Annotated in this window: 19 protein-coding genes and 1 tRNA gene; 15 read left to right on the plus strand and 5 right to left on the minus strand. The window is 45.3% G+C overall.

Translation table 11 applies throughout. The features are described 5' to 3' along the window. Positions 1 to 257: 257 nt before the first annotated feature. The 3 genes from dusB to PMG71_RS07620 all read left to right on the plus strand — a co-directional run bounded on the left by dusB (position 258) and on the right by PMG71_RS07620 (position 3,310). On the plus strand, positions 258 to 1,301 hold the full coding sequence (dusB, locus tag PMG71_RS07610) for a tRNA dihydrouridine synthase DusB (protein WP_283753059.1): 1,044 nt from the start codon (positions 258 to 260) through the stop codon (positions 1,299 to 1,301). Between the two features lie 74 nt (positions 1,302 to 1,375). Next, complete coding sequence (locus PMG71_RS07615; RefSeq protein ID WP_283753060.1) at positions 1,376 to 1,765, plus strand: DUF4359 domain-containing protein; 390 nt, start codon at positions 1,376 to 1,378, stop codon at positions 1,763 to 1,765. 27 nt (positions 1,766 to 1,792) lie between these two features. Then, positions 1,793 to 3,310 carry a protein kinase domain-containing protein gene (locus PMG71_RS07620; protein WP_283753061.1) on the plus strand — a complete coding sequence of 506 codons (1,518 nt, stop codon included), beginning with the start codon at positions 1,793 to 1,795 and terminating at the stop codon, positions 3,308 to 3,310. A gap of 308 nt (positions 3,311 to 3,618) precedes the next feature. Here the strand turns inward: PMG71_RS07620 and trhO are convergent, their stop codons facing one another. Next, positions 3,619 to 4,512 (minus strand): oxygen-dependent tRNA uridine(34) hydroxylase TrhO, encoded by an 894-nt coding sequence (trhO, locus tag PMG71_RS07625; RefSeq protein ID WP_283753062.1) that lies wholly within the window; start codon positions 4,510 to 4,512, stop codon positions 3,619 to 3,621. A 111-nt stretch (positions 4,513 to 4,623) separates the two neighbouring features. Here trhO and PMG71_RS07630 point away from each other — a divergent pair. Together PMG71_RS07630 and PMG71_RS07635 are read left to right on the plus strand one after the other, a co-directional pair. Further along, positions 4,624 to 4,696, plus strand: a tRNA-Ala gene (locus tag PMG71_RS07630). A gap of 409 nt (positions 4,697 to 5,105) precedes the next feature. Next, on the plus strand, positions 5,106 to 6,470 hold the full coding sequence (locus tag PMG71_RS07635) for a hypothetical protein (RefSeq protein WP_283753063.1): 1,365 nt from the start codon (positions 5,106 to 5,108) through the stop codon (positions 6,468 to 6,470). 172 nt (positions 6,471 to 6,642) lie between these two features. On the opposite strand, the gene larC is transcribed toward PMG71_RS07635, so the two are convergent. Continuing rightward, positions 6,643 to 7,857: a nickel pincer cofactor biosynthesis protein LarC gene (gene larC, locus PMG71_RS07640; protein ID WP_283753064.1), complete on the minus strand. Its 1,215-nt coding sequence runs from the start codon at positions 7,855 to 7,857 to the stop codon at positions 6,643 to 6,645. Between the two features lie 18 nt (positions 7,858 to 7,875). Between larC and PMG71_RS07645 the strand changes: the two genes are divergently transcribed. The 9 genes from PMG71_RS07645 to trpA all read left to right on the plus strand — a co-directional run bounded on the left by PMG71_RS07645 (position 7,876) and on the right by trpA (position 19,112). After that, on the plus strand, positions 7,876 to 8,541 hold the full coding sequence (locus PMG71_RS07645) for an L-threonylcarbamoyladenylate synthase (RefSeq protein WP_283753065.1): 666 nt from the start codon (positions 7,876 to 7,878) through the stop codon (positions 8,539 to 8,541). A gap of 405 nt (positions 8,542 to 8,946) precedes the next feature. Continuing rightward, positions 8,947 to 10,203 carry a HetZ-related protein gene (locus PMG71_RS07650; RefSeq protein ID WP_283753066.1) on the plus strand — a complete coding sequence of 419 codons (1,257 nt, stop codon included), beginning with the start codon at positions 8,947 to 8,949 and terminating at the stop codon, positions 10,201 to 10,203. A 160-nt stretch (positions 10,204 to 10,363) separates the two neighbouring features. Beyond that, positions 10,364 to 13,174, plus strand: coding sequence for a hybrid sensor histidine kinase/response regulator (locus tag PMG71_RS07655; RefSeq protein ID WP_283753067.1), 2,811 nt, complete (start codon positions 10,364 to 10,366; stop codon positions 13,172 to 13,174). Then, on the plus strand, positions 13,164 to 14,549 hold the full coding sequence (locus tag PMG71_RS07660) for a hybrid sensor histidine kinase/response regulator (RefSeq protein WP_283753068.1): 1,386 nt from the start codon (positions 13,164 to 13,166) through the stop codon (positions 14,547 to 14,549). Before PMG71_RS07655 ends, PMG71_RS07660 begins: the two co-directional genes overlap by 11 nt. 57 nt (positions 14,550 to 14,606) lie before the next feature. Next, positions 14,607 to 15,434, plus strand: coding sequence for a segregation/condensation protein A (locus PMG71_RS07665; RefSeq protein WP_283753069.1), 828 nt, complete (start codon positions 14,607 to 14,609; stop codon positions 15,432 to 15,434). 173 nt (positions 15,435 to 15,607) lie between these two features. After that, entirely contained in the window at positions 15,608 to 16,774 is a 1,167-nt protein-coding gene (locus PMG71_RS07670; RefSeq protein ID WP_283753070.1) for a nucleotidyltransferase family protein, read from the plus strand. 949 nt (positions 16,775 to 17,723) lie between these two features. Next, positions 17,724 to 17,939, plus strand: coding sequence for an NAD(P)H-quinone oxidoreductase subunit L (gene ndhL, locus PMG71_RS07675; protein ID WP_283753071.1), 216 nt, complete (start codon positions 17,724 to 17,726; stop codon positions 17,937 to 17,939). A gap of 30 nt (positions 17,940 to 17,969) precedes the next feature. Further along, positions 17,970 to 18,290, plus strand: a complete 321-nt coding sequence (locus tag PMG71_RS07680; RefSeq protein ID WP_283753072.1) for a DUF3007 family protein — start codon at positions 17,970 to 17,972, stop codon at positions 18,288 to 18,290. Between the two features lie 15 nt (positions 18,291 to 18,305). Beyond that, complete coding sequence (gene trpA / locus PMG71_RS07685; protein ID WP_283753073.1) at positions 18,306 to 19,112, plus strand: tryptophan synthase subunit alpha; 807 nt, start codon at positions 18,306 to 18,308, stop codon at positions 19,110 to 19,112. 38 nt (positions 19,113 to 19,150) lie between these two features. Here the strand turns inward: trpA and serA are convergent, their stop codons facing one another. The 3 genes from serA to PMG71_RS07700 all read right to left on the minus strand — a co-directional run bounded on the left by serA (position 19,151) and on the right by PMG71_RS07700 (position 24,053). Next, positions 19,151 to 20,731, minus strand: coding sequence for a phosphoglycerate dehydrogenase (serA, locus tag PMG71_RS07690; RefSeq protein WP_283753074.1), 1,581 nt, complete (start codon positions 20,729 to 20,731; stop codon positions 19,151 to 19,153). 263 nt (positions 20,732 to 20,994) lie between these two features. Then, positions 20,995 to 21,969 carry an L-histidine N(alpha)-methyltransferase gene (locus PMG71_RS07695; protein WP_283753075.1) on the minus strand — a complete coding sequence of 325 codons (975 nt, stop codon included), beginning with the start codon at positions 21,967 to 21,969 and terminating at the stop codon, positions 20,995 to 20,997. Positions 21,970 to 22,139: 170 nt separating this feature from the next. Next, positions 22,140 to 24,053 carry a response regulator gene (locus PMG71_RS07700; protein WP_283753076.1) on the minus strand — a complete coding sequence of 638 codons (1,914 nt, stop codon included), beginning with the start codon at positions 24,051 to 24,053 and terminating at the stop codon, positions 22,140 to 22,142. A 220-nt stretch (positions 24,054 to 24,273) separates the two neighbouring features. On the opposite strand from PMG71_RS07700, the gene PMG71_RS07705 reads away from it, so the two are divergent. Continuing rightward, positions 24,274 to 25,041, plus strand: coding sequence for a thioesterase II family protein (locus PMG71_RS07705; RefSeq protein ID WP_283753077.1), 768 nt, complete (start codon positions 24,274 to 24,276; stop codon positions 25,039 to 25,041). Positions 25,042 to 25,054: the final 13 nt, after the last annotated feature.

Raw genomic sequence — 25,054 nt, forward strand, 5'->3', positions numbered from 1 at the left:
GGCATTATTAGCGTAGGTTACTTGTTTAATCAACTGCTATAGCCTTGCTCGAATAGATGATACAGCAGTTTTCGCGCTTTATGTGGGACATCTTGATCCCCCTAAATCCCCCTTAAAAAGGGGGACTTTCCTATTCCCCCCCTTTTTAAGGGGGGCAAGGGGGGATCTTTTCCTACTGTCCACCGATACAGCGCAAAGCCCTGTATCCCCTACGATCGCCTAAAATAACAATTAAACTCTCATCAGATAAACAGATCATGGTTGCCTTGTCTCCAGAACTGCAAGCTCGACTCTCTTCTCCCCTGAAAATCGGCACGGTAGAAGTCAACTCTAGGGTCTTACAATCTCCCCTATCCGGAGTGACGGATTTGGTGTTTCGTCGCCTGGTGCGTCGTTACGCTCCCAGTTCCATGATGTATACGGAAATGGTGAATGCTACGGGATTACACTATGTACGAGAGTTGCCGAAGCTGATGGAGGTAGACCCCAATGAGCGCCCTATTAGTATTCAACTGTTTGACTGTCGCCCGGATTTTTTGGCGGAAGCGGCGCAAATGGCGGTAGACGAAGGGGCGGATACGGTGGATATTAATATGGGCTGCCCGGTGAATAAGATTACGAAAAATGGGGGCGGGTCGTCTTTGTTACGGGAGCCGGAAGTGGCGGAGGCGATTGTGCGGGAAGTGACATCTGCGGTCGAGGTTCCGGTGACAGTCAAAACCCGGATTGGCTGGTCAAATCAAGAAATTAATATTTTGGAGTTTGCCCAACGGATGCAGGATGCGGGGGCAAAAATGTTGACGCTCCATGGTCGGACTCGCGCTCAGGGGTATAATGGGCCGGCCCGTTGGGAGTGGATTACGAAGGTTAAGGAGATTTTGTCGATTCCGGTGATTGCTAATGGGGATATTTTTTCCGTAGAAGCTGCGGTGCGCTGTTTGGAGGAAACGAAAGCGGATGGGGTGATGTGTTCGCGGGGGACGTTGGGGTATCCGTTTTTGGTGGGAGAGATTGATTATTTTTTGAAGACGGGGGAAATCTTGCCGCAACCGTCGGCGATCGCCCGTTTAGAATGTGCTAAGGAGCATTTGCGAGCCTTGTATGAGTATAAGGGCGATCGCGGCATTCGTCAGGCCCGCAAGCATATGACTTGGTACGCAAAAGAGTTTTATGGTGCGGGAGAATTGCGCGGTAAACTGGCACGGATAGAATCGGTGGAAGACGGGGTAACCTTATTAGAGGAGGCGATCGCCCAACTCAGGAAATTAGACCTCGATCCAGCTCCTGTATCCGTGGGCTAGTTTTCTCCAGTTTCCGGGAGATGGCCCCACTTGGCATGTATCCTCAAGAATGGCATTTAGACAGGAATGTGGTTATGAAAGCGCTAAAAATGGTGGCTTTAGTCGGAGGAGTGGCGATCGCCACTATAGCAGGAGCAATGGTCGCCACCAACCCCAAATCCCCCAACTATGAAGAATTTGCCTCCCAACAGCTAGTCGAATATCTCCAAGACAACGTTTGTGACAAAGCCAACCAAACCCTCGGCAACCTCCTCCAACAATCTTGTGATAACTTCCTCCAAGACGCTAGACCCCAACTGCAAAATATCATTGCCCAACGCACTGAACGGCAAGACTATATACTATTCAGTATCTATCGAACTAACCTTTCAGTTGCCGCCTTTCTGCCTGCCTACGAATTTGAAACCCTAGGGGTTTTTTCCAATTTCCATATCTTGAAGGCAGAAGAAACTTCAGCCCCATAAAGTAACCTTCCTGATCAGGATACTCCCATGAGTTACTGCGTTAACCCCGACTGCAAATCCCCCAAAAATCCCGATAGCGCTAAATTTTGCTCTAGTTGTGGCACATCCTTGTATCTCCGGCAACGCTATAGACCCGTTACCCAACTCGGTCAAGGAGGATTTGGTAAAACCTTTATTGCCATTGATGAAGATATTCCCTCCCAACCTCTACGGGTTGTCAAACAACTCTACCTCAAGGGCTTTAGCGATCAGATTATTCATAAAGCGCAACGGTTATTTCGCCAAGAAGCCATGCGCCTCGATGAGCTAGGAAAACACGATCAGATCCCCAATTTACTGGCCCATTTTGAGCAAGATCGACAGCTCTATTTAGTGCAAGAATTTGTAGACGGCCCAAACCTAGCTCAAGAACTCCAACAGAAAGGGTCTTATGAACCGGAAGAAATTGAACAACTCTTACGAGATCTATTACCCGTTTTACAGTTTGTCCACGATAATAATGTCATTCATCGGGATATAAAACCCCAAAACATCATTCGCCGCAAAAGTGATAATCTACCGGTACTTATTGATTTTGGCGTATCCAAATGGGTTTCCCAAACCACCCTAAATCAAACGGGAACCATAGTCGGGAGTGCCGAGTATATGCCCTTAGAACAGTTGCGGGGAAAAGTTTTTCCTGCCAGCGATTTATATAGTTTAGGGGCAACTTGCTTGCATTTGTTAACCGGACTACCTCCTTTAGAACTCTATGATATTGCTAATGAAAAATGGGTATGGCGAGATTACTTGCTGCCAGAAAAACGGGTGAATTTAATTTTAGCTGAAACCCTCGATCGCATGGTCTCTCGGAATGTCAATCAACGCTTTCAATCGGCCTCGGAAGTTTTGTCTGTATTATCGGCTGCTCCAGGTTCCTTAACAGCCATCGCTGCACCGAAAGCCAAAACCCCAAAACCCCAAACCTCAAAACCCCTCCCTCCTCCTTCGAGCCGGACTGCTCTAAGTAACCAACCTACGGAGATTACCCCGAAACCCTTTAACCCCCTTCATGTGGTCAAAACTTGGGTCTTTGGTTCCTCTGAAATCTACGCAAAATTAACCTCTTCTATGGGAGTGGATTATACGCAACTGCAAAGCCTCCTGCAACTCAAACGCTGGAAAGCAGCCGATGAGGAAACCTGGAACTGTCTCCATCAAGCCGCAGGTAAACCCCTCAGTCGCTTTTTAGCTCCCCGCGATCTTACTAAGATTCCTTGTGAAGATTTACAGATCGTCGATCGCCTGTGGCTAGAAGCAAGTGAGGGACGCTTTGGCTTAACCCTTCAGGTTCAAGTCTATCAACAGTCGGCAGACAACTATTTTCAGTTCTGTCAAACCGTAAAATGGCCCTTACGACCGAGTGGCAATACGGAGGACTATATTAAGTATAAAACTAATGCGGTTGTTGCTCATTTGCCCTCCCCGATTCGCTTCAAAGGCTCCGATTGGTCAAAGCATGTGGAGGCGATCGCCTCTAAGTGTATCAGTTGTGGCTTGGTTTAGGGTCTTGATTATCTCTAGGAGAAAACCGGTTTCTCTCTCCCTAAACTTCGGCTTCTAATTAAAAAGTAAACCTTAAAAATGCTCTGCTCTGTGTCAAGGGTAACTTAGGATTAGGGTATTCATTGACTAGGTTATTGAGTACAAGATTATGGGTCTGAATAGTTCTTCGGTGTGGCTATTGTTTGGTGCTTTTTTCATTCTGCTGCTCATCTCAGCAACTCCCATCCTGGGATCGCTGGAAGTTAAAGGATCTCTAACCTTTCTTCTCTGGCTGTTTGGGATCTTTTTTGTGGGAGGATGGGTGCTGTTTATTTGTTATCCTTTGTTTTCTTGAGTTGGCTTTGTTGATGTTTCGCTTGTTGACGGGCCCGTTTTTCTGGGGTAAGGCGATCGCCGCAATGGGGACAGCAAATCCCTTCTTCATACTCTGGTGAAGCCTTATCTGCTTCAGAAATGGGATAACCACATCCGGCACAGAGATCGTAACTCCCTGGACGTAAGCCGGTTTTGACAGCGATCCTTTGGTCAAAGACAAAGCATTCCCCTTCCCATAAACTTTCAGGTTCGGGGACTTCTTCGAGATATTTCAGAATCCCTCCTTGCAAATGGTAGACTTCCTGAAAGCCTTGTTTGAGCATAAAGGCGGTTGCTTTTTCGCAGCGAATGCCCCCAGTACAGAACATGGCTACCTTGGGATGCTTTTGGGGGTCGAGATGGGTTTTCACATAGTCGGGGAAGTCCCTAAATGACTCGGTGTGCGGATTTTGGGCCCCTCGGAAGGAGCCGATCTGTACTTCGTAGTCATTGCGGGTGTCAATGAGGGTGACTTCTGGATCGCTAATTAATTGATTCCAGTCTTGGGGACTGACATAGGTTCCCACTTGCTCATTGGGATTAACGTCGGGTTGGCCGAGGGTGACGATTTCGGATTTGAGCCGCACTTTCAGGCGATCGAAGGGATAGTCTGGAGCAGTTGATTCTTTAGGGGTGAGATCCGATAGCCGAGGATCGGAGCGCAAATAGGCGAGGAGGGTATCGATAGCAGAACGGGAACCGGCGATCGTGGCGTTGATGCCTTCGGCAGCTAGGAGGATGGTTCCTTTGATCTCTTGTTGTTCACATAAAGCTTGGAGAGGCGATCGCCATTGGGCATAATCAGCAAAGGGAAAAAAGTGATAAAACGTCGCGACAACAAGGCTCATAGTCATCCCCCGAAAAAAAAATTAGCTCAACCTCTTTTCAAATGAAGTCTTATGTGTATAATAGATCGAGTGGGGTGAATTTCAACGTCTTCACCCGTGCTGAAATGTTCTGGGGGTATAGCTCAGTTGGTAGAGCGCCTGCTTTGCAAGCAGGATGTCATCGGTTCGAGTCCGTTTACCTCCATCCCAATCAATTTATATAGAGAAAAACTTTCACCGATGACATCCTGCTTGTAAGGCAGGCTTGCACCTAAATTTCACACGAAATGACTATAACCTTCCCTTTTTGGGGAAGTCAAGTGATGGGTCAGAGGGGAAATACTCATTAACCAATGAACATACCTGCTTTTTCTAGTATTTGCCCTTAAAAAGTAAGCCCCTAAAGAAATTCAAATCATACCCAGTTCAACCGGAAATAGGTTAACCTGATAAGTAAAGGAATAAAAAAGATGCCTCTTATTTTAGATACGGTTCAATCCTATCGATGAGGCAACTCAAAGTTTTGAGTGTAGTTTAGGTATAGCAAAGCTTCAATTCAGTACGCTTTGCTATAGAGCTTGGGGTGCAGAACCATCTAAAAAGGGGCAACTACCATGGGACCTAGTTTAATGGATGAAAATTATCCACCCTCTGGTTTCAAGACAACAGAACTGAGGAAGAATATTGGTCAATATCAAGAAACCATTTATTGTTATTTTTTAGCCATTGTCAAAAGGGAGAGTCCCGAACCAGTGGTGCAAAAATTTCGACAGCTATTCATCGATCATACTGAGATCGATGATCCGGCGATCAACCAAGCTTTATTGAATCTAGTTTTTGCTAATCAAGAAGAGAATTTTTCTCATACCTTAAAACGCTGTTGTTATATTTTAATTAATAACTGGGAAGCCAACAGAAATCATAATGCAGTCCGGGAATTAGTCAATAGTTTTGAAAGAGAGACCATTGGTCGTAATAGCCATTCTATAGCGATCAAGCGACTCAAAAATTGGACGATAAACTTTGTCAAAAGTCCGGATTATCAAGAACTCAAACTGTTTTGTGCTAAGTTTGACTTAGACTCAGAGCAATGGAGCGATCGCTACACATCCTATCTATTAGTGCCCCAATATATTAACCTCAAAAATTCGGCTGAACAACGCCAAGCAGCAAAAGTGCGATCCCACGAACTCAAAGAAAAGTTCAAATTTGATTTAGCTATGTACACTACCCGGTCTCAGCTTACCCATCACCAGGACAGTGAACCGCCACAAAATCCCACTCGCTTGGGGGATGAAGTCTTACACCTGATTAAAATGATTCTCCTCAGACGAGGGCCATACAATTATGTGAATTTAGCCCATATCTTTTTACAACAAACCCAGGATATTAGTTATCAGGAATTTAAGCAAGCTCTCCAACGTTACCTGGTTTTTTCTGTAGATGATACTGCTTTTATTCATTTAATCGAAAAGAAATTATCGGTTCAGTTAAATAACCTCTACTCTAACTATGACGATCTACCGGTGAATAAAGCTTTATTGCTGAGAACTTGTAACCGAGTGGTAGAGTATTTGACGACTGAAGATCGTAAGACTCCTTCAACTTTATTTGTGCTGTGGGTGGCTCAAAATAACCCGTTAACTTTGGTCACTATGATGCTGAAGTTAATCTTAATCAGTAAACCGACAAGAGTTCACCTGGAAGCGAGAATTGCGGATTTAATTCACTACTACAAAGATTATCCAGAAAATGAATGTCAGTGGCTGATTAATTTTATGGAAGTGTTGAACATTGCCTTTGCAATTTATGCGGATAATGTGCAATATAATTTGGTTCGCATTGACCAAAAGAGCTTGGGGAGTCAGTCCTTATCGAACTTAGATAAGTATAAAGTATTTTCTCAACTGAACAAAGCTCAACCCGTTGATTTTGTTCATGAAAATCATGAGGATTTCCTGGAGGACGAGGAAGAGTAATATTAAGTCTGCTTGTTCACCCTTTATCCGGACTTGATATTATGTAAGTCAATGTGTAAGGTGGGCACTGCCAGCCCTACTCGTTGGGGTCTCACTAAAATGGCTCAAAGCGCTACCCAATCTGTTATTTTTTCCCCCTATCCCCCTATCACAGCGAAAAGCGCTGTAAATCCTAATGGTTAAATGTGGATCGGGCTAATTCGAGGGCGGTTTGATAAACCTGTCGCCAAGGGAGATGGTGTTGGCGGGCTAGTTCGGCACAGTCTTCATATTCGGGTTGTAGATTGGAGAGTTGTTGCCCTTGCCAAGCGAGCTTAATCTGAACGGAGCCATAGGGGGTTTCTAGGGTGCGGAGTTCTCGACGCAAAATGGAACGGTTTTGGAGGGTTCGGCGAATGCCTAATGTGGTGGTTTCTTGGAATAATAGGGTTTCGCAGGCTGTGATGTGGGTGGGGGGACAAATGACGGTTAAGAGTACGCCGAGGCGTGATTTTTTCATGGTGATGGGTTGGGTGAATACATCTAAGGCTCCGGCAGCTAGGAGTTGATCGCAACAGTAGGCGATCGCCTGGGGACTGAGGTCATCAATTTGAGTCTCTAATACGGCTACTTGCTCTAAACCCTGCGGTTCACCTGGGGAACCCACCCACAAGCGGAGCAAATTGGGTAGGGGTAACTGTGCCGATCCGGCTCCTAAACCGACCTGTTCTAAGCGCATGGAGGGAACGGAACCGAAACCTGTGGCTAGAGTGGTGGCGATCGCCGCCCCCGTAGGAGTCACCAACTCCCGCTCAATCCCATTACTGTAAACCGGAACCTGGGCCATTTCCCACAACCTCAACACCGCCGGAGCAGGAACCGGTAAAATCCCATGAGCTGCCTTGACTGTACCCCCTCCCGTCGGCAGAGCCGAACAAAACAGGCGATCGATCCCTAACCACTCCAACCCCAAACAAGTGCCCACAATATCCACCAGAGCATCTGTTGCCCCCACCTCATGGAAATGTACCCGCTCTGGTTCAATGCCATGAACCGCAGCTTCTGCTAAAGCCAAACGGTGAAAAATGGCTAAACTGCGCTCTTCCACCCGTGGAGGCAGTTGAGCATCCTTAATCATCTCCACAATCTCCGGTAAATGGCGGCTTCCGTGGTGATGATCGTGATGAGGGTGATGATCGTGGGAATAACTCAGATCTACATGAACCTTAGTGCCCACTTGGCCATGATGGGTCACCGTTTCCTCGCGTAACTGATACTCATCCTCGATTTGTAAGGATTTCAAGCCCTCTTGCAGGTATTCTAGAGGAACTCCAGCATCCACCAAAGCGCCCAAACACATATCACCCGCTAAACCCGTGGGACAATCCAGATACCCGATTTTATTCATTCATCTACCCCCAAAGTTATGGCAATCCTGTATACCCTACATCCCGAAACACCGCAACAGCGAACCCTCCAAGAGATCAAAGAAGCTCTTCAAGATGGAGCGGTGATGTTATATCCCACTGATACCGTTTATGCGATCGGTTGCGATCTGAATGCTAAATCCGGTATCGAGCGCGTCAGACGGATTAAACAACTCTCTAATGATAAACCTTTAACCTTCCTCTGTTCCTCCCTTTCTAATGTAGCCAGCTATGCCACAGTGAGTGATGTGGCTTATCGGATTATGAAGCGTTTAATTCCTGGGCCCTATACCTTTTTATTGCCTGCAACCAAGGAGGTTCCCCGGTTGGTGATGTCTCCCAAACGCCGAACGACTGGAATTCGAGTGCCGGATAATCCCATTTGTTTAGGTCTGTTGGAGGCTTTAGAGAATCCGATTATCTCCACCTCCGCGCACTTGGTGGGCGATGAGGAAATGTCCGCCACTCCCAGCGCTCCCGAATATACTTCGACACAAGAACTCTTTGACCGTCTCGATAAACTGGTGGATATCATTATCGATGATGGTTTACCGGTTGAATCCCAAGTTTCGACCGTTCTGGATTTAACTCAGATGGAACCAAAAGTGGTGCGTGAAGGTCTGGGATGGGAAGCAGCATCGGATTGGGTGTCCGATGCTGATTAGTCTAGAGGATCGATCGTCACCCCTAGGGTTGGACGATCTCTCTAGGGTTTCGGAATCAGGGAATTTCAGAGGCATCTACCCCACACCAGTTTTTTTAGCCACTCCTGCAATTGTCTACTCATGACTGCTCTAGGGGGTTTGCTGCTCTAGCCCCCAATTAGGGAATTGAAAATGGCTTAAAGTCTAGCGTTGACCAAGGTTTGGACGATCGCCCATCAAGGTGCGATCGCCAAGTCTTCCCCTGCGCTCTTGTTCTGGAGTCGATCTACCTGATCGAAGAGTGCCACAGCAGAACCCCTTTATTTTCTGAGGGACATCTACAGTCAGAGTATAGACAGCGCGAGGGATTCAACCCGAAACGATGTCATCACGCCGAGTGCATTTAACCTAAAGGAGATTCAACTGATGAATACTAAATCCAGCCCTTCTGCTACCCTCTCTAATCTCGATTCCGCTCAATCCAATCCCTCTTTCACTGCTCTTAACTCTTGTGCAACTCCAAGCGCCCCAATTCCGGAGTCTTCTGAACCCGTGATGGATGTCCAAGCGCTACTAGGGTTAATTAGTGCTGAACTTGGCAATGGGATGCAGATTAATTGTCGCTCTATTCGGGGAGTGGCTGAACGGATGGCGCGGGAAGTCGAGCGCATTTGCCAAAAGAGCGATCGCATTCAAAAATCGGGAATCATTGAATCTTGGCAACGGACTCTAGCCCATAACCGGATTGAAAAATGCTTACAGTATTACAAACTCGGTTCCCGTCAAGGTCGGAGTGAACTCCACAGCAATCTGAGTGTAATGGTCTATCGCCATGTGGCTAAAACGAGCGCTCGCTTAGGGTTTAGGGCGCGCTATAGTTTGATAGAAGACTTCATGCAAGGTTTTTATGTGGAAACCCTGAAAGCCTTCCGTCGGGAAAATGAGCTGACACAAGAGTATAGCCCCCGCACCCGCTTAGAATTAGCTGAATATATGGCGTTTACGGAACAATATGCCAAACGACGCATTGGTTTACCCGGTGGCATTTCCCAAAGATTGATTGTCCTCAGAGCGCAAGGATTTTCTCGTCGTCAACCCCAAGAGATGTCCGTAGATATGGAAATGGCAGTAGAATCGGGGAAAACGGAAGAGGCGCAAATGTACAGCCGCGATCCTGCCCTGCATCAAATTCGTGAGAAAATGGTTGCCGGTGCGATCGATCCTTCTGAGTCGGTACTGCGCGATCGCGTCATTCGGGAATTAACCGAGTATCTCCAATCTCAGGAACAGTTCGATTGTATCGATTACCTGAATCTGAAGCTGCAAGATTTCTCGGCTACCGAAATTGATGAAACCCTAGGCTTAACCCCACGCCAACGGGATTATCTACAACAACGGTTTAAGTATCATGTGGAAAAATTCTCCCGCTTCCATAACTGGCATTTGGTTCATCAGTGGCTGGGTGCGGATCTCGATCAAAATCTAGGGTTGTCTCCTTCCCAATGGCAAGAGTTCTTTAGTCAACTCGCTCCTGAGCAACAACAACTGTTCCAACTCAAACAAGCGGGAATTGAGGATACTGAAATTGCTACCGCGATCGGCTGTACCCCCAAACAATTACAAAAGCGCTGGAATAAATTACTGGAATTGGCTTGGAAGGCACGCAATCAGGTTAACTCCTAGTCAGAGCTGTGGAGTTAGAATATGAAAAAGGGGATCTTGATGGCAGACTGTTCACCTCGAACACTCTACTTTCCCCTTTGTACCTTATGGTAATCTTGAGGGTTAGCTAGTTCGTATATTATCAACCCATCCTTTTGTTTTATCCCCTTCAAACCCGCTCATGGCAGGGAAAGTAAAAAACCCTTTGTTTCCAGAATCTAAACAAGTACCGCTTGGTTGGGTTCTGATTGTTCCTTTTCTGATTCAGATTTTTGCCGCAGTGGGTTTAACCGGTTGGTTTTCTCTGCGTAATGGTCAAACTGCCGTTGAACAGGTGACGACTCAACTGCGAAATGAACTCACCGCTCGCATTGAGCAACATCTGGACACCTATCTACAAACGCCTCATTTGATTAATCAGATGAATATCCAGGCGATCGCTAGTGGTCAATTGGATATCAATGATGAAGTAGCCGTTCGTAACCATTTATGGCAACAAATTAAACTCTTTCCCCATATTGCCCAAATTGGATTTTTGACCCCTAACGGTTATTTTCAGTCCATTAATCACGAGTTGAATCCTCCGTCTTTACATTGGATTATCAGTAATAAAAACAACTTAAAAAATTTAAATATTTATCCCCTGGATAACCAAGGGAATCCTGAAAAAGTAGCAATTCCCTGGAACTCTGGCGATCCTAGACAAGAGCCATGGTATCAAAATGCCCTAAATCATTCAGGGCTAGTCTGGACACAGCAGAAAGAATTTCCTCCCGATCGGGAACCGGAATTGATTTTAAATGCAAGTCAAATTTGGAACAATAAAGAGAAGGGAATTGCCGGAGTCATTAAAAGCAGTCTCAGCCTATCCCAAATCCAAGATTTTTTACAAGGACTACAGATTGGGCGATCGGGTCAAACCTTTATTATAGATAGTCAAGGCTATTTAATTGCCAGCTCTCTACCCGAAAAATCGGCAAATCCTCAACCCAAAACCTCCTTCCCCAAGACAGCAGAAAATAGCCCTAATGCTCTTATTCGCTTAACCACCAAACAGATCGAAAATGAATTGGGAAATATTGAACAAATTCAACAGTCTCATCAACTGAGTTTTTTATTTAAACATCAACGGCAATTTGTGCAAGTCACGCCCCTCGAAAACAATCAAGACCTCGATTGGCTCATTGTTGTTATTATCCCTGATGCAGACTTTATGGGAGTGATTTATGAAAATATTCGCAATACCATTCTCCTCTGTTTTGTAGCATTAATGGTAGCTGCAAGCCTCGGATTAGTGACTGCCCGTTGGATCTCTAAACCTATTTTTAACTTAATTAAAGCATTAGAATCAATCTCCGCAGGCAACCTGGATCAAACCTTAAACATTCATCAATCACGCCTACCCAAAATCCATGAATTGGAGGTTTTATCTCGGTCTTTTAACCAAATGTCGGATCGATTTCGTCAGTCCTACGAAGAACTGGAAATTCGAGTCCAATTGCGAACGTTTGAATTAAAAGAAGCCAAAGAAGCAGCCGATGCTGCCAATTCTGCTAAAAGTGAGTTTCTCGCCAACATGAGTCATGAATTACGCACTCCCCTCAATGGCATTCTAGGCTATACCCAAATCTTAAAACGTTCCCAAAGTATTCCCGAAAAAGAACAAGATGGAATTGAAATCATTCATCAATGCGCCACTCACTTACTGACCCTGATTAATGATATTCTCGATCTGTCTAAAATTGAAGCTAGAAAATTAGATATTCATCCATCAGATATCCATTTCCATACCTTTTTAGAAGGAGTGGCAGAGATTTGTCGGATTCGCGCCGATCAAAAAGCAATTGGCTTTAACTATTTAGCCGATCCAAACTTACCCCATGGCATCCATGGAGATGAAAAACGAATTCGTCAAGTTTTAATTAATTTATTAGGAAACGCAATTAAATTTACCGATGTGGGCAAAGTTTCCTTTAAGATAGAGAGTTTAGAGAAAATCGAGCAAGAAGAACAAACTATCCATAAAATTCGCTTCCAAATTCAAGATAGTGGAATTGGAATTGATTCAGAAAAATTAGAGTCCATTTTTTTGCCGTTTGAACAAGTAGGAGATGTCTCTAAACAAGCTGCCGGTACAGGGTTAGGACTAGCCATCAGTCAAAAAATTGTGGCGATGATGGGCAGTAAGATCCAGGTAGAAAGTGAACTCGGTAAAGGAAGTTTATTCTTTTTCGATTTAGAGTTACCTGAAGTGTTAGCATATAAAGAAGAGAGCAATACTCTTCCCACGAAAAAAATTATCGGTTTTGAAGGACTTGAAACTGCCAAAATCATGGTCGTTGATAATCATTGGGAAAATCCATCCATTATTAGGAATCTTCTAGAGCCAATGGGATTTACTATCACTGAAGCTAATAATGGTCAAGAGGCTCTCGAACTACTGCCTGTGTTTGTCCCTAATTTGATAATTACCGATTTAGAAATGCCGATTATGGATGGAATTGAGTTAATTAAAGCTGTGCGATCGCACCCAGATTGGCAAAATTTACCCATTATCGTATCCTCTGGTCGTGTCTTTGAAGCCGATCGCCATCGCGCTCTAGAAGTAGGTGCGAATGCCTTTTTACCCAAGCCTCTAGATACCCATGGACTTCTAGAACAGATTCAAGCTTGGTTAAATCTCGAATGGATCACGGAGTCCTCGTCAACAGAAATGAATCCTGAAACTCTGGCTGTTCCCATCGCCCCAGATGCCTCAGATGAGCTATTGATCCCCGATCGAGAACATTTAGCTGAATTATATCGCTTGGCTCTGGAAGGAAATCTCAAGAAAATCCAAAAGAAAGTCAATTTAATTGCTGAAGCCGATCCCGATCTCCACCCATTCTGCGAGCAAGTGATTCGCCTGGCTAAAGGGTTTAAGGAAAAAGAACTACTCGAATTAATTGAAACTCATTATCAGAGCCTCAGAGGAGAAAACCATGAGTTATAACGAGCCGGAATCCAATATTATTTTAGTTGTGGATGACAATCCCAATAATTTAGCTGTTTTATCGGATTTTCTGGATGAATCTGGATTTGAGGTTAGGGTAGCTAGAGACGGAGAAAGTGCTTTAGAAAAGGTCAATTATGCTCCTCCCGATTTAATCTTATTAGATGTCATGATGCCGGGAATTGATGGGTTTGAAGCCTGTAGACAATTAAAGTCTAATTCAGAGACGGAGCCTATACCGGTTATTTTCATGACAGCTTTATCTGATACAGTAGATAAGGTTAAGGGTTTGGAATTAGGCGCAGTTGACTATATTACTAAACCCTTTTCTCAAGAAGAGGTGTTAGCTAGGGTTAGGCTCCATTTAAGATTGAGGTCAATGGCGAAAGAGTTGACCGAACAAAATCAAATGCTAAAACAGGAAATTGAGGAAAAAAATCGAGCCGAAGCAGCATTACAGGCTTTAACTCAAGAGTTAGAAGAACGAGTCCAAGCCAGAACTGCCGAGCTTCAACAGGCCATTAAAGATTTACAAGATGCCCAAGTGCAGTTGGTGCAAAGTGAAAAAATGTCTACCTTGGGTCAGTTGGTGGCGGGAGTTGCCCATGAAATTAATAATCCGGTGGGGTTTATTATGGGTAATTTAAGTCATGCCCAGGAGTATATTGATGATATTATTGAACATTTGAGTTTATATCAAGATCATTATCCTGAACCGGTTGCAGAGATTCAAGATCATTATGAAGAGATTGAATTGGATTTTTTGCTTAAGGATTTGCCGGATTTAATTTCCTCAATGCATGAAGGAACGGATCGGATTCGCAATATTAGTCAATCGTTGAGAACGTTTTCGCGATCGGATACGACGAGTAAGGTAATCAGTAATATTCATGAGGGCATCGATAGCACTCTGCTGATTCTCAAGCATCGCTTAAAGGCATCGGATGAACGGCCAGCGATCGCCATTATTAAAGAGTATGGAGATACAGCAGAAGTCCCCTGTTATCCGGGTCAACTGAACCAGGTGTTTATGAATTTGCTGGCCAATGCGATTGATGCCTTAGATGAATCCAATCAGGGGCGCACCTTCCAAGAGATTGAAGCCAATCCGAACAAAATTACAATTCAAACCCAATTGTCCCCTTCTGGAAATGAAGTGATGATTAGCATTGAGGATAATGGTAAGGGGATTCCCGCAGAGATTCAGAGTAAAATCTTCGATCATCTCTATACGACCAAAGCTTGCGGACAAGGGACGGGTTTGGGGCTATCGATTAGTCGGCAGATTGTGGAAGAAAAACATGGGGGTAAACTCAGTTGCGATTCAGCTAGAGATCGCGGCTCCGTCTTTACCATTACGTTACCCCTAAAGTAAACTCACCTCTTGGCTATAGTAGAACAGAAGTCTAGTGCGATCTGGAGTTAATGCTTGATGGATTTATCTTCTGCGTCCTTACCTCCCCCAGAATTAAGTCAATCCCAACCGTGGCAGTCCACCTCTTCCCCCCAAGATATCGGTATTTCATTACTGATCGAAATGGCTCAACGGGGAGAAATTGATCCTTGGGATGTCCAAGTGATTGATGTGATCGATCGCGTTTTAGAGCAACTGAGCGCCCGTGCTGCCCTGAGCGGGGAAGAGTCGGCTGTTAATCGGGCGGACTTATCGGAGTCTGGGCAAGTGTTTCTTTATGCTTCTATGCTCGTCCTCTTAAAAGCCGAAAGTCTAGAAGAAGATAGTCAGGAGCTTTCGCCAGAAGACTTCGCTGACGAAATGGAGAATTACGAAGATCGGGCTGATGGTTCTCGTCCTCGTGTCCCCTTTCGCTTAGAAAATCAACTGCGTCGCCGAGCCATTGCCCGACCGGCGAAACAACGGCGCGTTACCCTACAAGAGCTGATCGATCAACTGCAAACCATGAGCCAAACTCTGGCGGATCGCTCTGGGACATCCCCTCGTCGTCGCGCTCTTTCCCGCGCCCAAACGGCCAAAGCTATCCGCCAATTGGCACATGAAGAAAATTTATCGGAGGTGGCAGAAAAATTGGAAAAGTTTCTGGGTCAATATGGAACCACTGAGGAGGAGAAACCGGAATGGCTGGAACTTGAACAATTGCTGGTTTCCCATCCCCAATGCGATCGCGTGGGCACATTCTGGGGCCTGCTTTTGCTCTCGGCCCAATCTAAAGTCGAATTAAAGCAAGAAGAATTCTATCAAGACCTAAAAATCCGTGTCCTAGGCGAACTGAGTCCGGCTTAAGGATTTTTTGCCCAAAAATCGACAGATTCAGAAGTTAAGGAGTAAAATCACTGATAACCTATACACATATGGATCAGGTTGTTATCGAACTCCAGAACCTGATCGGTTGAGTCTGATTAGCGTATTGGAATCCCCGTAGTGAAGAAAGACCTGTGGTTGAGGAATAGACAATTATGAAAGCCATGATTCTGGCGGCTGGTAAGGGAACTCGTGTCCGGCCCATTACTTACACCATTCCCAAGCCGATGATTCCCATCCTACAAAAACCGGTAATGGAGTTTCTCCTGGAACTATTGCGCCAGCATGGTTTTGACCAGGTGATGGTCAATGTGAGCCACCTGGCCAATGAAATCGAAAGTTATTTTCGGGATGGACAACGGTTTGGGGTGCAAATTGGTTATTCTTTTGAAGGACGAATTGAACCCGATGGAACCCTCGTCGGCGATGCTTTAGGCTCGGCGGGGGGGATGCGCCGTATTCAAGATTATAATCCGTTTTTTGATGATACTTTTGTGGTTTTGTGTGGAGATGCCCTGATTGATTTGGATTTAACGAAGGCCGTTAAGTGGCATAAGGAAAAAGGGGCGATCGCCACGGTGATTATGAAATCTGTCCCTAAAGAAGAAGTGTCCAGCTATGGAGTGATTGTCACTGATAAAGACGGACGGGTGAAATCCTTCCAAGAAAAACCCTCTGTTGAAGAAGCTATTAGCACGGATATTAATACCGGGATTTATATCTTTGAGCCAGAAGTGCTAAATTATATTCCCTCTGGTCAAGAATATGATATTGGGGGTGAACTGTTTCCTAAGTTGGTGGAAATGGGTGCGCCTTTTTATGGCATTTCTATGGATTTCCAATGGGTGGATATTGGCAAAGTTCCGGACTATTGGCGAGCGGTGCGTGGGGTGCTGCTCGGAGAGATTAAGAATGTGTCCATTCCCGGACAGGAAGTTGCTCCTGGAATTTATACAGGTCTCAATGTGGCGATTAATTGGGATAAGGTCGATATTACTGGCCCTGTTTATATTGGCGGCATGACCAAAATTGAAGATGGGGCTAAGATTGTGGGCCCGGCGATGATTGGGCCAAATTGCCATATTTGTAGCGGAGCAACGGTAGAAAATAGTGTTATTTTCGAGTATTCCCGCCTGGGTGCAGATGTGCGATTGGTCGATAAATTGGTGTTTGGACGCTATTGTGTGGATAAAACCGGGGCATCCATTGATGTGCGATCGGCTGCTTTAGATTGGTTGATTACCGATACTCGTGCTGTGCCGCCCCCTGTGCCACCAGAGGAACAACAGGCGATCGCCGAATTACTAGAATCCGATACTTAACCGCAAGGGAATGGGGGAAGCTTGCAGGTAGTGGGTTCGTGCGGGTTTCCGCAAGCGGACATGAATACAAAAATAGTTTTCAGTCTACAAGATTTGGGTATAACCCGCCCCTACAGAGAACAGCAAGCGTAAATAAATAGATTTGATATTAGAAGTTCCAAGAGTGACAGAAGAGGGTTAGCCTAAATTCTGCCGGTTTTTGGGTTTTTGTCTCCAGGCCCAAGAGCCTGGATTTTTTTCGCCTAAATTTGTTGTACATTCTTATGATAACCATTATCTACTTCTATGATTTGACCCATTACTTGACTTCCCGAAAAAGGGAAGGTCATAGTCGTTTTAGGCAGATTTTAGGCATAGGCACAGCTTCCCATGACCTTAAAAGTCGTGAGAGTGAGAGTCCGTAAGCGTTAGTTCTTGATGGGGGCAGAGGGACTTGAACCCTCACGACTTTTAAGGTCAACGGATTTTCATTCTCCCACAGCTTTCGCTGTTGCCTTGAGACGTTGCTCACCGGTTTTGAGAATCGGACCCTCCCTTTACCCTCGGCTTAATACGTTAGGGTAGCTCCCGTCGGGCCTCTGCACCTTCCTTTGATACTCAGTTGGGGATCGTAATCCTCAATTTTTCTCTTAGGCTTGGCTCAGGATTGCCATGTCTGTTACCAGATTTAGGTTTCCCTGAGTTTGAGAGCTTACACTTAGCAAGTTTCTCTGCTAAGGCTCAGTTTTCTAAGTCCGTAGCGTCTACCATTCCGCCATGCCCCCCAACTCAAGCTGAGTGTGGGATGGTGAATCAAAGATGTCACACAATATATAATTACATCATGAATCTGTTTTTTTGGCAAGTCTCTGAATCAAATTGGGGTAAAAACCGAGTTAAGGGGAGAGAAACCCAGGGGGCTAAAAGTGGTATGATCTCTCTGGATCGCTCACTTATTAAGTATAGCTAGATGGATATAATCACGTTACTGCTCTACGGAATTTTGGGGGGAACCTATCTCCTAGTCTTACCGGCTCTGATCTACTTCTACCTCGATCGCCGTTGGTATGTAGCCAGTTCCATCGAACGGTTGTTGATGTACTTCATGGTCTTTTGGTGCTTCCCTGGAATGCTGGTATTGGCTCCCCTCATTAATCTGAGACCCAAACCCAGACAAATCTCGTAAACTCCATCATCGATTAAAGGTAAGCAGGACGTGCGACGAATTGATGTGATTATCTATTGCGTGGCGATTTTGGCCACGGGGGGTTTGGTCTATGGGCTGTTTCAACTCGCTGGGTTAGATAGCCTGGATGCTGGCCGCTGGAGCCAAGTAATCCTGATGGGTGGGGTGTTGGTTTGGGTGTCTACCTATTTATTTCGGGTGGGAACCCAGAACATGACCTACAATCAGCAACGTCGCGACTATGAAGAGGCTCTGCTACAAAAACGGTGGGAATCTCTAACTCCAGAGGAGAGAGCAAAACTGGAAGCCGAGGTGGCTTCAGAATCCGATCCTTCTATCTCCCCTGATTGACGAAATATTACTGTTATGACCTATGCGATTACTGAGTGTTTTCAGCGATTGCGATCGCAAAACACTCCAGCGTTAATTCCCTTTATTACTGCCGGCGATCCGGATTTGGAAACCACGGCTCAAGCCTTACAAGTTCTCGATCGCCAAGGGGCGGATATCATTGAACTGGGGGTTCCCTATTCCGATCCCTTGGCAGATGGCCCGGTGATTCAAGCGGCTGCTACCCGCGCTCTACAACGGGGAACCCGTCTAGAGTCGGTCTTAGAACTGCTCAGTCAAGTAAGTCCCCGTTTGCAAGCGCCAGTGATTTTATTTACTTATTACAATCCCATTCTCCATCGGGGAATAGAGCGATTTTTAGATGAAATTCGTCAAGCGGGAGTGGCGGGTTTAGTGGTTCCTGATTTGCCCCTAGAAGAGGCAGAGTGTATCCTAGAACCGGCGGCTGCACGGGGGATTGAGGTGGTGTTATTGGTTGCGCCAACGAGTTCGCCAGAGCGAATTGAGGCGATCGCCCAAAAGTCCCAAGGATTCATCTATTTAGTCAGCGTCACCGGAGTTACCGGAGTGCGTACCGAAGTCGCCACCAGAGTGCCAGGTTTAATTCAGCAGATTCGTCAAGTTACGGATAAACCCATCGGAGTTGGCTTTGGCATTTCCCAGCCCGAACATGCCCAGCAAGTGGTGGAGTGGGGGGCTGATGCTGTGATTGTTGGCAGTGCGATCGTTCGCCGACTCGCCGATCGGGGAATTGACTCCGTGGGCCCCTTTTGCCACAGCTTAAAACAGGCCATGATTCAATCGGTCATCCCTAGCCCATAACCCTCAATGGTGGAGCCAGTGGCTCCACCCAGTCAAAGCTACAACATCACCGTATTGGCATCCCGAATCCCAGGAACCTTAAGAATCTCCTCTAAAATTCCTTCCGGTAGGGGATCGTCAATCGTCAGCACCATCACAGCATCACCGCGCACAATCTGGCGACCCACCTGCATACTGGCAATATTGACATTAAAACTACCCAACAGAGAACCAATCTTACCAATAATCCCCGGCATATCCCGGTGACGAGTAAACAGCATATGTTGATTGGGGGGCACATTAATGGGGAATCCATCCACCGTGGTAATCCGAATCTCGCCATCACCGAGCAATGTACCCGTTACCTCATGCTCCTCTGAAGGCCCCTTCACTTGCAATAACAGAGAACCCTTATAATCCCGGATACTGGCATCGCGAGTTTCAATCACCCGAATGCCCCGCTCTTGAGCTTCAATAGACGCATTCACATAGTTAACGCGCTCGCGCAAAGCACGGGAAAGTAAGCCCTTGAGCGCCGCAATTACAATCGGTTGGCTTTGATTATTCGCCAGTTCCCCTTGCAGACGAATATTGAGGCTTTCCACACGCCCGCCCACCAATTGACTCACCAGGTTACCCAGAGTTTCCGCCAATTGCAGATAGGGGCGCAATTGTTCCAAGGCATCGGGATGCAGTCCGGGAATATTCACCGCCGAGCGTGCAGGCAATCCTAGCAGTACATCCCGAATTTGCTCGGCCACATCCACGGCTACATTCACTTGAGCTTCCGTGGTTGAGGCTCCTAAATGGGGGGTTAAAATCACCTCTTTTCCTAGCTCCGTTAGGGGAGATTCACCCAGGGGTTCATTCGCATACACATCCAGAGCTGCTCCGGCAATTTGACCGTTTTTAACGGCTTCAGCGAGGGCCGCTTCATCAATAATCCCCCCTCTGGCACAGTTAATAATCCGCGCCGTAGGTTTCATTTTGGCCAAAGACTGAGCATTGATTAAATTGGCTGTTTCTGGGGTTTTGGGAATGTGGAGGGTAATATAGTCAGATTCTTGCATCAGAATATCCATATCCACCAGCCGACAGCCTAATTGATCTGCCCGTTCTGCGGAAATGAAGGGATCGAAGGCAATGAGCTTCATACCCATGGCTTTGGCGGCTCCTGCGACATGGGAGCCAATTTTGCCTAAGCCGACAATTCCCAAGGTTTTTTTATAGACTTCTGTACCGACAAATTTTTTACGCTCCCACTGGCCATTTTTGACGGACTGGTTAGCATCAGGAATATGGCGGGATAGCGATAGCATTAAGGCTATGGCATGTTCAGCCGCAGCAATGGTGTTGCCTTCTGGGGAATTAACGACAATCACTCCTCTACGGGTGGCAGTGGGGACATCGACATTATCGACTCCAACCCCAGCGCGACCAATAATTTTCAGTTGTACACCCGCTTCAATGATTTCTTGGGTGACGCGGGTTCCGGAGCGAATCATAAGAGCATCGTATTCCGGAACGACTTTCACCAGCTCCTCTACGGGCAGGCCGGTTTTTACGTCAACCTGGGCAACTTGAGATAGGATATCTATTCCAGCTTGATCGATGGGGTCGCAAACGAGAACTTTAGGCATGATCGGGGGAGAACGTGATGAACAAGTTGTTGAGTGAGATGGACAGGGGGTTGAGGATAGAGAAAGTATAGGTCAAGTGCGATCGCCGATGCAAAAAACACCTGACCTATTCACCGATGACCCGCGATCGGGACAACCGTAGGTTATTGTAACCCTAAAACCGGCCCCGTCATAATCTATATATTATTGCCCTTCTCTCAGCCCTTACCCCAAGACCAAAATCTCCTATCTCAAGTGCAAAATACCACACTTCCTCGTCGGTTCTAACCTTGAAAAAGATGAGCCGCCATCCGGTTGTGATCCCCTAAAATATAATCAATAGACTTGTATCCGACAGAAGCGATCATCGATTTAAATACATCAGGGGGATATTTGAAAGAACTCAAGGTATGAACTTTCTGCCCTTTTTCAATGACTACAGTGTGTCCTTGAATTTCAATATTTTGCGTTTCAGTTGCCGTCAAAACATGCTTGAGATCGTGAGTTTCAGATACCCATTCTGGTTTATAACTAAAGGCTTCTGGTTTCATTCCCACTGCACCCGAATCCCGATCGACACGAAACATAATGTTCTCCATGAAAACAGCCATTTTTGGCGTATCATAGGCCTTCATCAAAGAAACTTCATCTTGGTTAGCATCATGAACCAGGAGTAAATAGTGGGGTTTACCAATTAATTCCTTGATATGAGCGATAAAAACGGGAACTTCTTCTTTTCTCAGATTGGCAATGGTACTCCCCTTGAATAAAACAACCGGTTTTTCATATTCGGGTAGAGTCTCCAGTTGAGTGAAGTCTTGCTGCATTCCTTCAACCGAAATGTTAGGCAGTTCAGCACGAATCACTTCAACGACTTTATCCACAAAATCTTGGGAAATATCAATTCCCAAATATCCTTTCAATTCATCGCAAGAGCGAAGCAGGGGCAACGTTTTCAGGCGGATACTTGTCTCACTTCCAGGGCCTAACTCAACAAAGGTCGCGTTACCACCAATTTTTTCCGTTAGCAAATTGCCTTTACCTTGGAAAAGTTCAGCCTCGTACTTGTACAGGTAATAATCTTTTTCACCCTTGAGCATCTCATTGTACAAAATGCCACCTTGAACTGGATCGTTGTCATCTTCAGGTGTTCCATACAGATAAGGCCATAAATTTCCACTGATTTTACCGAGCAAGAAGTCCATTGCATCTTGCTCTAGTTTATTAATGACTTTTTTATCTCCGATTAGTTTAGTCATGTTTTCTGTGGTTAATCGACAAACACTATCATTCTATTTAAGCAGAGAATACTCTTTTGCAAAGGTTTTGTTATTTTTTCTTTACAAATTAATTGAGTGAGGTGGTTCTTGGAGAATTTTTATAGAAACAATCACTGAAATAAAAGAGTCAATCCAGTAAATAATTACCCTTAAGACGGGCTTTTAGGAAGGTGGATAATAAAGCTAGTTTCTTGGGGTGAAGAGGTACACTTCAGACGACCTCCATGTTTTTCAACAATAATTTGATAGCTAATCGCCATGCCCATCCCCGTTCCTTTACCCACTGGTTTTGTGGTAAAGAAGGGGTCAAAAATGCGGGGTTTAACCTCTGGAGGAATCCCAATACCATTATCACTAATCTCAATTTGAGCTTGCTCTGAATCTTCAAGCCATTGAGTTTCAATCGTTAGAGTATAGGGGGTTTTTGGGTTCTCCTTTTCTGCTTGATATTTTTCCTGGAGCGCATCAATCCCATTCATCATAATTTGCATGAAGGCTTGATTGAGTTCTCCAGCAAAACAGTCGATTTTTGGTAGTTTTCCATAGTGGCGATCGACTTTAATTTCCAGTTCATTAACTTCAGTCGTTCTAGGAGAATTTTGGAGTTTGAGGCGATTATTCAAAATAGTGAGTACGCTTTCAAGTTCATCATGAATGTCTACCTTTTTGAGTTTGGCTTCATCTAAGTGGGCAAAGCGACGTAAGGAGTTAACAATTTTAGTGATTCTATCGGTTCCACTTTTCATGGAAAGGATAACATTGGGTAAGTCGGTAAGGGTAAAGTCAAGCTCTAGATCCGTAATCAGTTCGTTTATGGCAGGAGGGGGAGTAGGATAGGATTGCTGATAGGCATAATAGACATGCATGAGATCTTGGATATAGTTTTCCATATGCTCGATGTTGCCAGCAATAAAGCTAACTGGATTGTTGATTTCATGGGAAATTCCGGCTACCAGTTGCCCTAAGCTCGACATTTTTTCGCTTTGGATCAGTTGGATTTGGGTCGTTTTAAGTTGGTGGAGCGCTTGGGCGAGATCTTGGGCTTGTTGTTGCAGTTGTAGTTCGCTTTGTTTGCGTTGGATCAGGAGACTGATTTGGCTGGCGATCGCCTGAACCAGGGCGACGAGATTTAATTGGCAAGCGGTATTTTTATTTTGGTAAAAGACTAAGATCGCCATCACTTTTTGATCGACAATAATGGGAAGACCAAAAGCTGACTTGAATCCAATAGCCAGGGCTTGGGATTGTCTAACATATAAGCTTTCAGGATTTTGACTAATATCTTGAATCCATTCTAGGGTTTGAGTCTTCCAGATTTTTCCGGGTAGCCCTTCCCCTGGCTGAAAGTGTAAGGTTTCACTGAATTCACAAAAGGATTGAAAATTAGGGTCATTAGCAAAAGGATTGGCCAGATAGGATAAGGTTTGCCGATCTTCCTGGGGTAGCCAAGCTTCTCCATAAGTCCAAAGAATACGCTCGCAAATAATTTTTATGATTTGGGCAATTGCCTCTTGCCAAGTGGAGGTATGGGTTAAATACTGAGTGACTTCTAATAAGAGCCGTGTTTCTCGCTCTGCTTCTTGCAGTTGATAGTTTTTCTGGACTAAAGCTTGATTTTGTTGCTGAAGCTGGAGGTTAAGTTCAGTTAACTTTAAGTGGTGGGCAACCCGTGCTAAAACTTCTTCGGCTTGAAAGGGTTTAGTAATATAATCTACGGCTCCTACTTGAAAACCCTTAACTTTATCTGCTCCTTCATTAAGCGCGGTTAAGAAGATTACCGGTATATTTTCGGTTTCGGGATTATGTTTTAAATGCACACATAGCTCATATCCGTCCATTTCCGGCATCATGATATCTAAGAGAATCAGATCGGGCAGAAATCGAGTCAGACTCGCAAGGGCAAATTTAGCATTAGGGGCGAATCTTACATCATATCCTTCATTCTTCAGTAGACCTTTGAGCAGACGTAGATTTTCAGGAACATCATCAACCACTAAGATTTTGCTGGCTTCGTGACTGAAAACTGCGATCTCTTCAGGGGTTGTCCTATTGCTATCTGCCATTACTGTAACCCATTGATTTGAGAACTGATGCTTACTGAGAAGCATTGAGGACTGTCTCTCTATCTTAAATGAGTGGAGAGAATATGGGAAAGGGAGGAAATCAAGGGAAATAGAGTTTTGCCCGTTGGGTCAAGTATTTTAGGGTACAATTAACGCGATCTATAGGGATTCGTCGTCTTATTGGCGATCGCTCCTTCCTTGTTCTCTATTGCTGTATTCTATGGTTGCGTCATCCCCGTCTACACCTTGGATTATTCCTCCTCCTCAGCGCTTTGACGCTCCCTTGCGTCTGTTTTGTTTTCCTCCCGCAGGAGCTGGTGCTTTTTTATTTCGTCCTTGGTTAACCTACAGCTCTGCTGAAATTGAGATTTTTGCTATTCAATTACCGGGTCGAGAACATCGGTTAAAAGAACCTTGTTTTACTCAACTAGAGCCATTAATTCAAGCACTTACAGAAGCAGTTATTCCGACTTTAGAGCAAGGAAAGTTTGCTTTTTTTGGCCATAGTATGGGCGCTTTAATTGCCTTTGAACTCACCCGCGAATTGCGCCGCCAAGGTAGTGTTTTGCCAGAGCATTTGTTTGTATGTGGTCGCCGTGCCCCCCAAATTCCGATCGATCATCCCCTTTATCCAGAGTCAGATGCTATCTTAATTGAAGCGTTGCGTCAATATGGAGGAACACCGGAAGCGGTGCTACAAAATGCGGATTTAATGGAGTTGTTTTTACCCATTTTTCGGTCGGATTTGAGGGTCAATGAGAAGTATCAGTATCAATCAAAAATCCCTTTAGAGTTGCCGATTACGATGTTTGGAGCAATGAACGACTCGGTGGCTACTCCTGAGCAGTTTGAGCAATGGAGTCAACATACTTCTGCGAGGTTTGATTTACAGCTTTTTGAGGGAGGACATATGTTCTTTAAGGATGATCCTAGGTTGCTCTTAAATCCAATTTTTGAGCAATTAAATTGTCATATCAAGTCCGGATAAAGGGTGGAGAAGC

Source organism: Roseofilum acuticapitatum BLCC-M154, from assembly GCF_030068475.1.
GTDB lineage: Bacteria > Cyanobacteriota > Cyanobacteriia > Cyanobacteriales > Desertifilaceae > Roseofilum > Roseofilum acuticapitatum.